Source organism: Corallococcus sp. BB11-1 (genome assembly GCF_026626625.1).
GTDB lineage: Bacteria > Myxococcota > Myxococcia > Myxococcales > Myxococcaceae > Corallococcus > Corallococcus soli.
On sequence record NZ_JAPNJY010000013.1, the window covers coordinates 111031 to 127077 of the forward strand.

Annotated in this window: 9 protein-coding genes; 5 read left to right on the forward strand and 4 right to left on the reverse strand. The window is 73.9% G+C overall.

Annotated features, from left to right (window positions below; genetic code table 11):
- Positions 1 to 92 precede the first annotated feature (92 nt).
- Genes OV207_RS12105 through OV207_RS12115 form a run of 3 tightly spaced genes read left to right on the forward strand, consistent with a single transcriptional unit; the run spans position 93 to position 8726 of the window.
- A complete protein-coding gene (locus tag OV207_RS12105) occupies positions 93 to 1997 on the forward strand; it encodes a hypothetical protein (protein WP_267555336.1) in 1905 nt (634 codons plus the stop codon).
- Positions 1994 to 5629 (forward strand): flagellar motor protein, encoded by a 3636-nt coding sequence (locus OV207_RS12110; RefSeq protein WP_267555133.1) that lies wholly within the window; start codon positions 1994 to 1996, stop codon positions 5627 to 5629. The genes OV207_RS12105 and OV207_RS12110 overlap by 4 nt, the downstream gene beginning before the upstream one ends.
- 19 nt (positions 5630 to 5648) lie before the next feature.
- The gene (locus OV207_RS12115; protein ID WP_267555135.1) at positions 5649 to 8726 is read left to right on the forward strand and encodes an MYXO-CTERM sorting domain-containing protein; all 3078 of its coding nucleotides are present in this window, start codon (positions 5649 to 5651) and stop codon (positions 8724 to 8726) included.
- Here the strand turns inward: OV207_RS12115 and OV207_RS12120 are convergent.
- A complete protein-coding gene (locus OV207_RS12120) occupies positions 8710 to 10059 on the reverse strand; it encodes a DUF4388 domain-containing protein (RefSeq protein ID WP_267555137.1) in 1350 nt (449 codons plus the stop codon). The two genes, OV207_RS12115 and OV207_RS12120, sit on opposite strands and share 17 nt — an antisense overlap.
- 27 nt (positions 10060 to 10086) lie before the next feature.
- Between OV207_RS12120 and OV207_RS12125 the strand changes: the two genes are divergently transcribed.
- Complete coding sequence (locus OV207_RS12125; RefSeq protein ID WP_193348334.1) at positions 10087 to 10476, forward strand: VOC family protein; 390 nt, start codon at positions 10087 to 10089, stop codon at positions 10474 to 10476.
- Positions 10477 to 10547: 71 nt separating this feature from the next.
- The gene (locus tag OV207_RS12130; protein ID WP_267555140.1) at positions 10548 to 12203 is read left to right on the forward strand and encodes a general secretion pathway protein GspE; all 1656 of its coding nucleotides are present in this window, start codon (positions 10548 to 10550) and stop codon (positions 12201 to 12203) included.
- Between the two features lie 15 nt (positions 12204 to 12218).
- On the opposite strand, the gene OV207_RS12135 is transcribed toward OV207_RS12130, so the two are convergent.
- Genes OV207_RS12135 through OV207_RS12145 form a run of 3 tightly spaced genes read right to left on the reverse strand, consistent with a single transcriptional unit; the run spans position 12219 to position 15834 of the window.
- The gene (locus OV207_RS12135) at positions 12219 to 13472 is read right to left on the reverse strand and encodes a hypothetical protein (RefSeq protein ID WP_267555142.1); all 1254 of its coding nucleotides are present in this window, start codon (positions 13470 to 13472) and stop codon (positions 12219 to 12221) included.
- Between the two features lie 50 nt (positions 13473 to 13522).
- Entirely contained in the window at positions 13523 to 15472 is a 1950-nt protein-coding gene (locus OV207_RS12140; RefSeq protein WP_267555144.1) for a serine/threonine-protein kinase, read from the reverse strand.
- Positions 15473 to 15528: 56 nt separating this feature from the next.
- Positions 15529 to 15834 carry a PEGA domain-containing protein gene (locus tag OV207_RS12145; RefSeq protein WP_267555146.1) on the reverse strand — a complete coding sequence of 102 codons (306 nt, stop codon included), beginning with the start codon at positions 15832 to 15834 and terminating at the stop codon, positions 15529 to 15531.
- Between the last annotated feature and the right edge of the window lie 213 nt (positions 15835 to 16047).

Sequence of the window (16047 nt, forward strand, 5' to 3'; positions counted from 1 at the left end):
GGCTCCTTCTGGTGTCGCGCGGCAGCAAAGAGGTGCAGTCCCGACGGTGGGCCTTGTAGAGTCGGGAGGCCCTGGAACGTCTGATCCCCGCCCTGTTGTTGGTGTGTGCCCCGGTCTGGGCGGCTTCGCTGGAGCTGCTCGGCCCGGACGCGTCCGTGCCGCCCGAGGGCTTCACGGTGGCGGTGGTGCGCCGGGACGCCACGGGCGCGCCGGTGACGTTCGCGCCGCCCACGGTGGTGGCGGAGGGCGCGCAGGTGCGGCCCGGTCCGGATTCGCCCCCGCTGCGGACGTTCGTCGTGGTGCCTGGGAGCAAGGTGCGCGAGGTGGTGGTGCGCGTGAAGTCCGGGGCCGACGAGGCCCAGGCGCGCTACCCGGTGGGGCCGCCCGCCAGCCGCATGGAGCTGTCGCTGGAGCCCGCCCAGCCGGTGAAGGGGCGCGACACGGAGGCGACGCTCACCGTGCGGCGGTTGCTGCCGGACGGCTCGCCGGATGACAGCGGGGCGCCGCCGGTGCTGCGCGCGAGCACCGGCCAGGTGGAAGGGCTGAAGCAGACCGGCCCCGGCACCTACGTGGCCCGCTACGTGTTGCCGCGGACGCGCCTGCCCGAGGCGGCCATCCTGGTGGCGCTGTCCGCATGGCCCCATCCACAGTCGGTGCACGGCGCCTATGGCCGGCTGCTGGTGCCGCTGGCGGCGTCGGTGAACCTGCCCGGGACGAGCGAGCCCGGAGCGAGCGTGTCCCTGGAGGTCGCCGGAAAGCGCTTCGGGCCCGTGACGACGGGCGTGGATGGACGCTTCGTGCTGCCGCTCATCGTGCCGCCCGGCCATCCGCTGGCCCGTGGCGAAGTGGAGGATCGCGCGGGCAACGTGGAGCGCATCACCATCGACCTCCAGTTGCCTCCGACGGACGGCCTGGCGTGCGTGCTCAACCCGCAGCGGCTGCCGGCGGATGGCGTGTCGCAAGCCCGGCTGTTGTGCGCCACCAGTGATCCCAAGGGCCTGCCGGTGGCGGACGCGCGCGTCACCGTGAAGGCGAAGCACGGCCGGCTGGAGGGACCCCAGCGTGACGCGAACGGCATGCTGGAGTGGCGCTACACGGCGCCCGCCGTGCTCGCGTCTGACGAGCGCATCGAAGCGGCCTGGCCGCAGCGGGGGCCGGGGTCGCGCGAATCACTGCCGATGCAACTGGTGCAGGGGCCCGTGCGGGACGTGGCGGTGTCGCTGGCCGAACCGCTGGTGCACCGGGGCACGGAGGGGCAGGTGGTGGTGGTGGCCCGCGATGCGTCGGGGCAGCCTCGTGCCGAGGCGAAGGTGGCATTCGCCACGTACGATGGGACGGTGGGGCCCGCGGTGGAGGGGCCGCCCGGGACGTTCACCGCGCCGTGGCGCATTCCGCTGGAGGGCGACCCGCGCAGCGCGGACCTGTCCGTGCGCGCTTTCGGGCCGCTGGGCTCGGAGCCCGCGCGACTGGCGGTGTGGCGGCGCAAGGGAGGGCTCGTCGCGGGGGTGGTGGACCTGGCGGGCTGGCCGGTGCCCCGACAGCCGCTGCGCGTGGATGGCGTGGAGAAGACGACGGGGGAGGACGGCACGGTGGAGGTGGGGGCGCCGCGGCCCGGCGCGGTGCGCGTGACGCACGGTGTGTGGCCGGGGCTCGACGTCACCGTGCACGTGCTGGGCCCTGACGGCCCGGTGTTTCCGGAACAGGCGCCGCTGGTGCCCGCGCCCGTGTCGCGGCGCGTGGCCGTGGGACCTCCGTTGCCGGTCAACGTGCGGGTGCGCGTGGAGGGCTCGCGCGTGACGTGCTGGGTGGAGGACTCGAAGGGCGTCGTGCTGGTGGACCGGCCGGTGCACATCGCCCTGTCGGAGGGTGAGCGCGCGGAGGAGACGGTGCGTGATGGGCTCACGCGCTTCACCGTGCGGGGCGCGAAGGGACCCGTGAGCGTGTCCGTGGCGGACGTGCGCACGGGCGTCGTGGCCATTGAAGAGGTGGGGCCTTGAGGGGCCCCGTTCCGGCGCCCGGGGTCGGAGGCTCCGCCTTCGCGCGCTTCTTCGCGAGGTGCCTCGCCTTCGCTGCGGTGGTGCTGCTGTCGCCGGGGGCCTTCGCCCAGTCGCTGTCCCAGGACCTGCCCACCCAGGCGTCGACGATCGCGGGCCGCGTCTGTCAGGACGTGGATGGGGACGGGCTCTGCGGTCCCGACGAGCCCGGGCTCGCGAACGTGCGGCTGGTGCTGGCCACCGGCCGCGAGGTGCGCACCGACGCCTCCGGGCGCTACCACCTCACGGGCGTGGATGCGCGTCTGCCGGACCTGACCGACGGGCTCCACCTGCGCCCCGGGCGGCACCGGCTGAAGGTGGATCCCCGCAGCCTTCCCCCTGCGCAGGTGTTCCCGGAGGCCGCGACCGTGGAGGTGCCCTGGGGCGCCGCCGTCCTCCAGGACTTCGCCGTGCGACTGGCCCCCGCGCCGGTGCCTTCCGCATCGACCGCTCCCGCATCGCCTCCCGAGGCCCGCGTCGCCCCCGAGGGCCTGCGCTTCCTCCTCACGGGGCAGGCCGCCGCCGGTGACCGGGTCCGCGTTGCCGACGCGGACGCGACCGTGTCCGCCTCGGGCGCGTGGCAGGCGAGGGTGCCGCTCCAGGAGGGGCAGAACGTCGTCTCCGTCACCACCACCTCGCGGGGTGGAGACGTGGGCATCTTCCAGCACCTCTTCGAGGTGCTTCGACGCGGTGAGCGCGGCTGGCTGGTCATCCCCCGCGAGGTGATGCGCGTGGGCACCGTGAAGGGCCTTTCGTCCGACGCCGCGCCCATGGCCACCGGGGACGCGAGCGTGTGGCTGGAGGCTGTTCCCGGCACCCAGGTGACTTCGGCCGGGGGCTCGCTCCAGGTGGGCGCGGACGGCCGCATGGGGCTGCCCGTGCGGCTCGTGACGGGACGCAACTCCATCCCCCTCTCCCTGCAAGCTCCAGGACGGCCCGCGAGCCGCGTGACGCTGGAGGTGGAGGCCCGGGCCCAGCCCTTCGCCGTGGGCCTGCTCGACGTGGAGGCCAGCATCGCGCCAGCGGGCGGCGGCTTCCGGCTCCGGGGCCAGGGCGCGGCCCATGGCGAGGCGCAGGTGGGGCCGGTGCGGGTGGTGGGGGAGTTGGACCTGCGCGACACGGACCTGCGGCGGTTGAGCGACGCGCCCCTCGTGGACTGGCTGCGTCCCCGCCTGCCCGAACGGTTCGACCGCTGGCCGGATCCCGACCTGGCTCCGGCGGAGTGGGGCGACACCTCCGTGTCCCTGACCCCGAACCCCGCGGGGGGCCGCCTGCGCCTGGAGGCGCGGCACGAACAGTATGGCCGCGCGGGCTTCGGTACCTACCGCGCGCTCCAGCAGGACCGGGAGGTGGGCCGCTACCACCGTCCGCTCTTCGGCCCCTACGCCGAGCTGGAGAAGCAGGTGGGCGAGCTGCGCGTGGGCGTGGACCTGTTCGCGGGCGGGCTGGTGGATCCAACGCGCGGCCTGGCCGCGACGCCCGCGCACGAGGAGCTGCGGGCCACGGGCGGCAGCCTCTATTACCTGGGGGGCGGCTCGGTGGCGGAGGGGTCGGAGCTGGTGCGCGTGGAGGTGCGCGACGGCGTCACCGGCCTGCCCCTGGGCGAGCGGCACCTGCTGCGGGGCCGCGACTACGACATCGACTACCTGGCGGGCCGCATCCTGCTTGCGCGTCCCCTATCGATGCTCACCGGCGCCTCGCTGCTGCGCACGGACGCGCTCACGCAGGCGCCGGAGCCGGTCCTCGTCGTGGACTACGCCGTGCTGCGCTCCGGGGATCCGCGCGACACCGTGGGCGGCGAGGCCTGGGCGCGCTGGCGCGAGTCCTCCGTGGGCCTGGGCGCCGTGCGCGAGCGCCGGCAGGGCGCGCCGTTCCAACTGCTGTCGGGCCGGGGCAGGACGCGCGTGGGGGCCTATTCGTTGATCGCCGAGGCCGCGAGCAGCCGGGGCCTCGCGGTGGATCCGAGCGTCTTCGGCGTGTCGGATGACGGCGGGCTGAGCTTCTTGCGCCCCACGGGTCCCCAGGATGATCAGGGCGGCGCGGTGGGCCTGCGCGTGAGCGGGCCCACGCCCTTCGGCCGGGGCGGCTCCGTGGACGCCGCGTGGCGTGAGCGTTCCAAGGGCTTCTCCGACGGTGCGCACCTGGAGGCTTCGCGCTTCCGGCAGCTCTCGTTGCGCGCCACGCAGCCGGTGGGCGCGCTGCGCTTCACGCTCCTGGGCGACGAGCGGCGCTCCGCGGATCCGCGCCTGCCCTTCGAGGACCGCCCCTTCGCCGCGCGCACGTTGGGCGCATCCGCTGGCATCGAGACGGAGAACTCGGGTCTGCGCGTGGAGCTGCGCGATGGGTGGTTGCGGGCCAGCGATCTGGCCGGCGTGGGGGACGTCCACGAAGGTGGCCGCACCTCCGTGGGCGTGATGGGACACCACGCCGTGGCCCCGGGCGTGACCGTCTCCGTGGGCCACCGCCAGCGGCTGTTCGAGCGCGGCTCGGGCCCGGGGAGCTGGAACGACACGTTCACCTCCGCGGGCGTGGAGGTGGAATGGGACGAGGATGCCGCCGTGGGCGTCAAGGCCGGCTGGGGTCCCCAGTTGGGTCCACAGGCGTGGCTGGATGCCCGGATGCGGCGGGGCCCGGAGGTGTTCTACGGCGGCTACTCCGTGGACGTGGACGGGCCGGACTTCGGAGCGGGCCGCGCGGTGACGGGCGCGCGCACGGAGGTGGCGGACGGCACCACGGTGTTCGTGGAGGACGTGAGCGCGCATGACGCCACGGCCCTGCGACTGGCGCGCGCGGTGGGCTTCCAGCACGCGGTGCTGAACGGCTTCAGCGTGGGGGCGCGCTACGAGCGCGGCGTGCGCCACCCGTTGGACATCGCCAGCGACCTGCGGCGCGACGTAGCCAGCGTCTCCGCGCAGTGGCTGCGTGAGCGCGTCCGCGCGGATGTGCGCGCGGAGGTCCGCCACGAGAAGGGCACGCCCGCGCGCGGTGTGAGCGGCCCGGTGGATCGCACCCAGGTGGTGCTGGCGCTGGCCGCGGAGGCCCTGCTCGCGCGCGACGTGACGGCCTCCGGACGCCTGGACCTCGCGCACACCACGGGGCGGGAGGGGCTGGAGGCGCGGTTCGCGGAGGGCTTCGCGTCACTCGCCTGGCGGCCGGGCCCCTGGCTGCTGGTGGCCCGCTACGGACTTACCCGGGAGCTGTCTCCGGGCGTGCGTTCGGCCTTCGGTGACCGGGTGCTCCAGACGCTGTCGCTGATGCCAGCGGTGCGGGTCGGCGACCGGCTGGCCGTGGCGGCGGGACTGCACACCGGGCGCTCCAGCCTGGGGGACTCGGCGCGCTGGGTGTGGACCGGCACGCTGCGTCCGTCGGTGCGGGTGGTGGGAGGACTGGAGGTCGCGGTGGAGGCGGCGCAGCGCACGTCCGCGGCGGATGGCCAGGACCTGACGTCGCTTCGCACCGAGGTCGCGTACCGGCTGGAGGAGCGCCTCCGGGTGGCGCTGGGGTACACAGTGCTGGGCTTCAGCGGCTTGGGGTTGGGGGCGGATTCGGTGGATGCTCCGGATCGCCTCTACCTGCGGGCGGAGCTGGCCTACTAGCCGGGAAGGGACGTTGAACGTGCGAGTCTGGATGGTCGGCCTGGGGCTGGTGCTGTTCGCCGGGGTGGCTCGTGGAGGCTGGACCGTCACCCAGACCTCGAACGGCACTCCCCAGGACGTCGTCGTCTTCCGGCCCGGCTTCTTCGCTGTCGCGACGGATCAGGAACTGTACGTCTCCAAGGATGGAGGCGTCACCCTCCTGCCAGGGGCGATGGCGGGCAGCTACCTGCAGGGGACCGACTGCGTGGTGGGCATCCGCGCCGACAGCGAGCTCCAGAGCGTCGGGGGCTGCTCACCCGACGAGGGCAAGCGCCTGTTCCCCGACGGAGCGACCTACAACCTGAGCGCGGTGCGACTCACCCAGGATGGCGGCGTGGGCTATGCCGCCGCCAGAGAGGTCCCTGTAGGGCAGGAGTTCCGCTCGTCCGTCCTGCCCCAGCAGGGCGCCGCGCAATGGGGCCGCCTTCCGATGACCCAGCCCAACGCCGTGGCGCAGGCGCCGCTGGCGGTGCTGCCTCCGCAAGCGGATGGTGGGCCGCATGCCTTGTTCTCCGTGTCCGCGAACTCGGCCTACTTCGCCTGGTACCGGGGCGCGACAGTGACCAACGTCCTGGCGCCGGGCATCACACCGCCAACCCAGGCGTACTCCGTGGCGCTGCTCCCCGGCGCGACTCCGGCGAAGCCGCTCGCCTTCTTCGGCAACGGCACCGGTCTTTTTCGAGGAACGCTGGGCGATGAGGCCTGGCCCTTCGCTCCGGTGCTCCAGGACGTGGGCTCGGTCAATGCGCTCGCATTCGACGTGGCCCAGGGCTCCAACGCAGGCACGGGCTTCGGCCTGATGCTCGTCAAGCAGTCGAACGACACGGTGAAGGCGTACAGCGCGGAGCCGGTGGCTCCGGCCTCGCTGGTGGGCTCCGTCTGGCGCGTCAACCCGGAGTTCCCCAGCGGCATCTCGCAGACGGCCAAGCAGGTCTCCTGCTGGGGGGCGTCCTACTGCGTTGCCATCCTCAACGGGCCGCAGGGCAACGTCTTCATCTACCAGAACGAGAAGCCGCCGGACCTGCGCGTGCTGCCGGATCAATTCGAGGTCGAGGAAGGCACGACGAAGACGCTGCTGCTCAACCCTCGCGATGGTGACGGGGATGCCGTGCGCGTGACGGCCACGCCCCGGAGCCCCGGTGGCCTGCTGACGCTTGCTTCCGGGCCTCCGCCGCCGGGGGACAACGGGCTGAGGCTGACGCTGACGGCGCCCACCGGATTCTGCGCGAGCCAGCAGACCCTCCTCGACGTGGTGGCCTCGGATGGCCTGGCGGCACACGACGTGACGAAGACGGTGACGCTGCGGGCGAAGCACACCGCGCGTCCCGCCGCGCCCTTGCGGGCCGACGCGGCGGTGGAGGGCGGCGTCTTCTTCATGGGTGGTGTCCCGGGCACGCTCACCCCCGTGCCGGGCACTTCGGGATGCGCGCCCGTCCGTTATCGCTGGGAGGAGCCGGCGAATGCTCCCAGGCTCGCCAGGACGGACACGGTGGCCACGCTCGACCCGGTCTTCTCCAGGGAGGACCGGTGCCAGCCGGACAGCAAGGTCTTCACCTACAAGGTGTACGCGAACGACGGCGAGGTGGAGTCGCTCGCCACGAACGTGCCCGTGGAGTTCCTCCCGTGGGGCCCTCCGGCGGCTCCGTTCTCCAGCGCTCCCGCGCCCGTCTTCTCCACGGCGACCCTGAGTCCCCAGACGCCGCTGCATGCGTGCGCGGGAACCCCCGGGCTTCCCCTGACGACGTTGTGGTCGCGGCTCGACACCACCCCTGGGGTGACGGTGACGGCCGTGCGCGGGCAGGTGATCCCGCGACCGATCGTGGGCTCCACGCCCGTCGAAGGGACCAGCGTGGCGTTTGAATCCTCGGGGTGCTCCGACACGTCGGTGACGCTTCGCGCGGTCCACCACGTCACCGTGAAGGACCACACCCTGGTGGGCCCGGAGTCCATCGTCGACGTCGCGGTGAAGCCGCGGTTCTTTCCGCTGAGGGACGCGAAGCCCGCGGTGACGCTGGACGTCCCGGAGGAGCGCAAGGTGCGCGGGCGCGTGACGACGCCCAACCTCAACTGCGTCGCCTCGCGCGACGTCAACACGGTGGTGACGCTGGAGACCGCGGACGCCGCCCAGGTGCTCGACACGCGGACGCTCTCCGGGGCGGCGGGGGACTTCGAGCTGAAGCTGCCCCTCACCTGCGGCAGCGCCACGTACGCCGTGCGGGTCCGCGTGCAGGAGCGGCTGGCCGACGGCGGCACCGAGATGGCCGAGGTCGTCCAGCCGCTGACGCGCGACGCCCGCGACGTGGAGCTGGGGGACGTGCGTGGGGAGCTGGTCGCCGTCTGTGACGAGGGCGCGCGGGGCACGCTGCGGCAGACCTTCCCGGAAGGGGCCTGCACGGCGGTGACGCTGGACTGGTCCCACGTGAACGGCCCGGCGCTGGCGCCGACCGTGTCCTCGGACGACACGGCGGAGCTGCGCACCACGGACACGCAGTTGGAGTCCCTGGTGGGGGAGTTCGTCACGGTGAGCGTGGCGGCGACGGGCGAGGGGGCCTCCGGGGCGACCCGGGAGCACCAGCTCCGCATTGGCGCCCGGCCCTTCGTGTCGGTGGAGCGCCGCTCCGAAGCGGGCCCGGGCTCCAGCTCCAGCCAGGTGGGGGTCGTGGTGTCGCTGCGCAACGAGACGGCCTGCGGCGTGTCCGCCGTCCGCTACGAGGAGGTGCCGACTGGCGCGGACATCCTGCCGGGCAGCGTGCGGCTGAACGGTCAGGTGGTGACGCCCACGCCGCTGGAAGGCGGAGGCTTCGCGGTGGAGCCGGTACCGCTGGCCGCGGGCGCGACCGCGACGCTCACGTACGTCATCCGCCCGGCGTTCCTGGGCACGCCGACGTTCACCGGCACCGCGTCGCTGCGGGGCGTCGTCGTGTCCCATGGCGACGTGCCGCCCCCGTCCACGTCGGGATGCGGGTGCTCCGGCAGCGGTTCGGGGGTGACGGCCTTCGGGCTGGGCGCGCTCGCGTGGCTGGCGCGGCGGCGGCGCGGCGTCAGAGCCCGAAGCTGATGCGCTGGCGGCGGTTGGGCGTCTGCTGACGCTCTTCCAGCACGCCCGACAGCTCCAGGCCGCGCAGGGTGGCCAGGGCCTCGCGCTCCGACAGGTCGGTGAGCGCGAGCAGGTCCTCCACCGTCTTCGTCCCGTCCGCGAACGCCAGCAGCAGCGCCTGCGGCCCGGCCAGCTTCAGCTCGTGCAGGGCGTACGGTGGGTCGGCGGTGGGGAACAACCGGCGGCCGGGGGCCATGCGCTGGCGCAGCGCCACCAGCGTCTCCGTGCGCGTCACGCCCTCCAGGATGAGGTCCCCCGGGAAGAGCGACAGCGGCACCAGGTCCGCGCGCTGCGGCCGCATGGGGCTGAAGCCGTAGCCGCCCTCCGTCCACGCGAAGGTGGACCAGAGGATGTCCTTCACCTGCTCCTCCAGCAGCCTGCGCCGCTGCGACGGGCTCAGGAGGCCCCGCTTGAGGAGCGCGTCCCCGGTGCGCAGCGTGTGCTCGCGCGCGTACGCGGTGGCCTCCGCGAGCTGGGCCTCCGTCAGCGCGCCCTTGCGCAGACAGAAGCGGCCAAAGCGCTCCGGCGCCAGGTTGGAGGCGGCGTACACGACGCGGCCCGCCTCGAAGTAGACGACCTTCAGCACCGTGCCCTGGCGCAGCTTCAGCTCACCGTGGTGGCGTGCCTCGTAATAGGCGTTGAGCAGGCGCGGCACCGTGGTGTTCGCCAGGTCTCCGCCCAGCGACCACTCCGGGAGCTGCCGGCGGCGGCGCTCCGGCGCGGGCACGGCCTCCGTCCAGACGGCGTCGCGCCGGGCGAAGGGCAGGGGCAGGGCCTCGGAGAGGCCCTCGTCGCCGGGCGGCGCCTCCGGAGCGGTGGGTTCAAACGGCGCGGGCTCGGACACCGCGACCTCCTCCACCCCTCCGTCCTCCACCAGCTCTTCAAGGACGAGCAGGTCCACCTCGTCGAGCAGCTCCGTGTGGGGCACGGGGGGCACGCCCGCGGCCTCCTCCAGCGCGTCCATCACGGCGTCCAGTTCAAAGGGCTTCTCGAAGAAGGCGCGGGCGCCGTGCACCTGGATCGCCTCCTGGGCGAAGCGGTCGCCCTTGTAGACGCCGCTGACGGCGATGGCGGGGATGGCGTGGGCCCGGAGCGCGCCCAGCACCTCACTGCCCCGGATGTCCGGCAGCAGCAGGTCCACCAGCGCGGCGTCGAAGCGGGCCGTGGGCCCCAGGGACTCCAGTGCCGCCTCGCCCGTGAACACGGTGAGCGCGTCGTGGCCCCGGGTCTGCGCCACCGTGGCGATGAGGGAGGCCAGTTCCTGGTTGTCCTCGACGATGAGCAGTCGCGCCATGGGCGGGCAGACCCTACCATCAACCCCATGAAGGACGTTCAGGGCTTCCACCATGTGGCGATTCAGGCGAGGGACGTGGAGCGCGTCACCACGTTCTATCGGGACCTGCTGGGCTTTCCCGAGCTCAAGCGCCACCTGCGCGAGGACGGCACCCTGCGGAGCATCTGGGTGGCCGTGCCCGGGGGCTCCTTCCTGGCCATCGAGGCGGTGGACGGGACGCCGGAGGACTCGCCCTTCCGGCACCCGACGCCGGGGCTCCTGATGCTGGTGTTCCGCATCCCGCGCGATGCCAGGGGTGGGGTGGTGGAGACCTTCGCCCGTGCGGGGGTGCCATTGGAGCACGAGACGCGCTGGACGCTCTACGTCCGGGACCCGGAGGGCAACCGGGTGGGGCTGAGCCACCACCCGGAGGACTAGGGGGCCGGGCGGGCGGGGGCGTCCGGCCGGAGGCTTGCGGCGGGGGACGGGGCATGGCTACAAGCGGCCCCATGCGCCTGGGTGAACTGCTCGTGAAGGACGGCCTGGTGTCGGCGGCGGCGCTGGAGGAGGCGCTGGAGTCGCAGGTCGTGCACGGCGGGCGGCTGGGGACCAACCTGGTGGAGCTGGGGCTGCTCTCCGAGCAGGACCTGGCGAAGGCGCTCGGCAAGCTCCACAACTGTGCCTACGCGTCCGGGGAGATGGTGCCCGACCCGAAGGCCGTGGCGCTGGTGAACCCGAACGAGGCGGACGACAAGGAATACCTTCCGATGCGCTTGGACGCGACGCGGTTGAGCGTCGCGGTGGTGAACCCGCACGACTTCCCGACGCTGGACGCCATCGCGTTCAAGACGGGCAAGCGCGTGGTGCCGGTGGTCATCCCCGAGTTCCGGATGAACCAGTTGCTGCGCCGGCATGCGAAGGCCTTCCGGCAGCTGCGGGCCATCGACATGAACGCGGTGCGCCCCAGGCCGGCGAAGGGCTCGGCGGCGGAGCTGGCCAAGGCGCAGGAGCGGCCTCCGGACCTGATGAGCGAGGAGGAGTTCCAGTCCGTCTACTCGCAGGCGCTGGGAGGGGCGGACGCCGACGAAGCCGTGCTGGAAGGGGAGATCATCACCGGCGTGGAGGTGGTGGAGACGCCCGTGCCCATCGCGCCGCCCCCCCAGGCCCGGCCCGCGATGCAGGCGCAGCCCCGCGCTGGCATGCCGGCCTCCGTCCCGCCCCCGGCGCCCCCCGCGATGCATGCGCCCGTACCGGCGCAGCCCCGTGGCGGCGCGCCCGGGATGCCGGCCTCCGTCCCGGCGCAGCCTCCTCACGGCACGCCCGTGGCCCCGCGGCAGGTGCCGCCGGGAGCTCCGCCGCGCGTGGACATCCCCGCGCACGTGGCGCCTCGGGTTCCGGTTCCCGGCCACCCCGCGCAGGCAGCCGCCACCGCAGGGCGTTCCCCCGCGAGTCCGGGGATGCCCGCGCAGCCGATGCCGCCTCCAGGCGTCGTCACGGGACAGCCGCTGCCCACCGCCACGGGAGCCTCCGCGCGCATGGGGGCGGTGCCTCCGGCGGGCGCGGACGTGATTCCGGGCTTCGGGGCGCTGCCACCCCCCGACGCTCTTGTCGAGCAGGCCGCCCAGCCCGTTCCGCCCCAGGCCGCGCCGCCGGTTCGCGCGCCTGTGCCTCCTCCGACGCCGCTGACGTTCCCGGAGGCCCAGGCGGAGCTGGCGCGAAGCTCGGACCGCGAGGACGTGGCGCGCACGGTGCTGCGCTTCGCGCTGGGCAAGTGGCGGCGGAGCCTGCTGCTGTCGGTGCAGGGCAACCTCGTGACGGGCTGGCACGGCATGGGCCAGGGCGTGCGCGACGAAGCGGTGCGCCGCATCGGCGTGCCGCTGCGCGACCAGAGCACCTTCCGACTCGTGCGCGACACGCGCTCCCACTACGTGGGCCCGGTGAAGCGGGACGCGGCGATGGGGATGTTCTACCGGCTGCTGGGCGGTGGCTTCCCCACGACGGCGGTCATCCTTCCGCTGCTGGTGCGCGGCAAGGTCGTCCACCTGCTCTACGTGGACAACGGGCCGGATCAGCTCACGCCGCCGGACGTGGGCGAGCTGCTCATCCTGTCCCAGAGCGTGGGTCGCTCGTACGAGGCGATGATGCGGCGGCGCAAGAGCGCCTGATTCGCGGGCCGCCCCTCACCGGAACTCCGGAGGGGGCGGACCCTCCTGGCGGGCCACGGGGGGAGAGGGCACCACGAGGCGCCGGGCCCTTTGGAAGAGGGGCACGGGCTGCTCCTCCGCCACGTACACGCCCCAGAAGTACTCGCCTGGGGCGAGGCCGGGCAGCACCACCTGTTGCGTGCTGCCTTCACGGACGAGCACCGGGTGGCTCAGGTTCCGGTCGCGGGCCACGACGAGCCGGTAGTGGGGGGCTCCGCCGGGGGACTGCCACGCGAAGACGATGTCCTGGGCCGCCAGGGCCTCCGGGGCCCGGTAGTCGTCGCGCGGCGCGATGAGCAGGGCACGCCGTGGCTCGCGGTCCACGTAGATGCGGCGGGCGAAGCCGGATTCACCCGGCTGGCCCTGGGCGTCCAGCGCGGCCACGCGCCAGACGAACATCCCGGGCTCCGGCGGGAGGAAGGTGAAGCGCGAACCCTCCACCTGCGTGTCCACCACGCGCCGGGTGAAGCCCAGGTCTCGCGCCACCTGCACCCGGTAGCGCGGCGCTCCGTCCAGGGCCTTCCAGGCGAGGGGGATGCCCAGGCCCGGGCTCCACCCGATGTGGGCATCCACGCCGGGGGACAGGCTGGTGGGGAAGGGCGGCCCGTCGTGTTCGGCGTCCTCCAGGCCGCGAGCAACGTCCAGCCAGCTCCCCGCATCGAGCGTGCGCCGGTTGGGTCCCTCCGCGAGCCTCAGGCGTCCACGGGACACGCTGAGCTGCATGCCGCTGCCCGTGCGGGTGACGCGGAACTCCGCTGGTCCATCGAGCGCGTCCACCGTGAGCTCCACCTGATGGCCCGCGTCTCCGCGCAGGACGAGCGGGCCCTCCCACAGGGCGTCCACGGGGAGCACGCCCCGGGCGGTGCCCGACTCCAGCGCCACCACGGAGCCGCCCGTCGCGCCCCCATCCACCGGCAGGGGCCGTTCGACCAGCACCACGGTGTGCTCCTCCAATTCGAAGCGGCCTCCGCCTCGCAGCTCGATGCGCGCGGAGGCCGCGAGCCCGGTGCGCACCCAGTCGCCCGCGCGGAAGGTGGCGCCGGCCTCGAACGGCTCCCAGAACGAGCGGGCGGTGCGCATCGTGTCGACGGGACCCTGGGCCACCGCGCAGGTGGCCACGATGGCCGCCAGCTCCCGCGACACGGCCGAGGCAGCACCGGCCTCCTCGGAGACGCGCGAGCAGCCCACCGTCAGGAGGGCCAGCAGCGCCGCGCCCAGGGGGCGGCCCATGTGTCGGCCCCACGCGTGCGGAGGCGGACCCTGCCGCGAACGCGCCTCCATCATCGCCTCCACCCGGGCGGAGCGCGGCGCGCTTCGTCCTCCAGGAACTGGAGCTTCAGGCGCGGCACGCTCCGCTCCGGCGCCGCTTCGAGCGCGGCGCGCAGGTGGGCCACGGCCTCGGCCACGTCACCCCGCTGCGTGGCCTCCAGCGCCAGTTGTTCGAATCCATCCGCCAGCGCCTCCAGCCGTTGCTGGACGCGCGGATCCCCCGGACGCAGCGCCCGCGCCGCCTGGAGCTGCGCCAGCGCCGTGTCCTCTCCGGCCCCGGACAGCTTCGCCACCGCGATGAGCCGGTCCGCCCTCAGCAGGTGCTCCCCCAGCGCGGACTCCCGCGCGTGCAGGGGCCACAGGAGCGCCGCGCTCGAAGCGCCCAGGACCGTGAGCGCCAACGCCCCCCAGCGCAGCCCCTGCCGGTGGCGCGCGGCCAGCAGTCGCAACGCCACCGGGAAGCGCTGATCCACGAAGCCCATCCACCGGCGGCACCGCTGGGAGCGCGGTGGCCGGTCCCTTCCGCGCGCGACGCCGATGAGCGCCTCCGTCTCGCGCTGCACCCGGTCCAACGGCTCCCCGAACAGCTCGCGCATCGCCTGCACCAGGTCGAAGGGGGGCAGGGTGGCCCGCACGCGCTCCAGCGCCTGACGCAAGGCCCGGGCGCTGGGCGCGCGGCGCGTGGGCTCGGGCTCGGTGGCCCACCGCACCAGTCGCTCCAGCTCCGGCGTCACCTGGGGATTGAAGCGCGCCGGCCGCGGACCCTCCGGGTGCCCGGTGCCGGTGACGTCCCCGAGCGCGCGGTGCAGCGTGAGCAGCTCATGGAGCACCCGCCCCATGCCGTGGATGTCCCAGCCGGGCTCCGGGCGCCCTCCCGCCGCCTGCTCCGGCGCCATGTACGCGCGCTTGCCCACCCTCAGCAAATCGTTGCCGCTGGCGATGCTCGCCGACGCGACGCCCATGTCCACCAGCTTCACCTCGCCGTGCAGCCCGATGAGCAGGTTGCCCGGGCTCACGTCGCGGTGGACCAGGTGCAGCGGGCGCCCATCCAGGTCGCGCTGCTCGTGCAGGTACTCCAGGGCCTTGCCCAGCTCGATGGCGAGCGTCACCGCGAGCGCCACCGGCGGAGGCCGCCCGCGCTGTCGCAGCCGGTCCAGCAGGTCCGCGCCGTTGCACCCGTGCACGTACTCCATCGCCATGAAGGGCCGTCCGGCGGCGGAGCCCACGTCGAACACCTGGATGACGTTGGGGTGCTGGAGCGTCGCGCTCAAGCGCGCCTCCGTGAGGAACAGCTCCGACAGGCGCGGGTGGCGCGCGTACTCCTGGAACACGAGCTTGAGCGCCACCAGCTTGTCCACGCCCTCGGCCATGGTGCGCCGCGCGAGGAGGACCTCCGCCATCCCCCCGGCCCCCAGGCGCTTGAGCAGCTGGTACGGACCGAACGTGTCGAACGGCCGAAGCCCGCCCTGCCACGCTTCCGGGTCGCGCGCGTGCAGCACGTCCACGTGCGAGTAGTCGTGCAGCACCTGCGCCCCCTCCACCGTGGAGCGGGGCCGGATGCCCACCGGCGTCGGCTCCTCCCGCCAGCCGTCCGCGTCCCCCGTGGGGCCCGCACCCGACACGTCGAGGGAGGCGGCCACGGGCGGCGGAGGGGCCGGGCGTTCATCGCGCGGGCTCACCGGCAGCGGGAGGCTGCCCGCGTCCAGCGCGACGAACTTGACGAAGTAGCCGCGCACCCAGCCGGACACCCCGTGCTCCATCACCCGCACGCGGCCGGAGACGGCAGGCTCCGCGCCCTGGAAGGCGACCTGGAGCGGGAACTCCGTCCCGATGGGCCGTGGCGCATCCGCCGGCACGAACAGGCCATGCTCCGTCATGCTCTTCCACAGCCGCGCGCGAGACTCCGGCGCGTCCGCGAACGGCAACCGGAACAGCCGCCCCCTTCTCCTTGCCAGCTTCACGCCGTTGCTCCCCTCTGCGAATGACGGTTCGTGCGCCTTCGGGCCCGGGCCCCTCATCAGGGAGTCGCGGTCAACGTCACCTGGATGGGCTCCGGGCGGTCGCCCACCAGCACCTCGGCCCTCCAGGTGGCGTGGCCCGTAAGCTGGACGCTCACCTGATGGACGCCCGGTGCCAGCGCGACCAGCGACTCCAGCTGCCGCGCGAGCCCCACGGCCCGGCCGTCCACGAACACGCGGGCGCTCTCCGGCAGCACGTCGAAGCGCAGCCCAGTCTCCCGCGCCCGCTCCACCCCCACCGCGCGCGCCGGGGGCCGCTGTGGGCGCGCTGTCTCCAGCCGCAGGAACGGCAGGGCCTGGGCCACGGGATGGCTTGGGAGGCGTGCACAGGAGCAGGTCCCGACCATCAGGAGCGTGATGAACAGACGTGACGTGTGCGGGGGCATGACAGGGATTGGAGCGTGGGCCAGGGGGCCTCCGTCAAGGCACCGGCCCTCGCGTCCCGGAGGCTGTCTCCACCCGCACAGCGCAAACCGTGGCGGCATCTTTCCGACCCACCCGCCCAGGTCGCCCTCCCC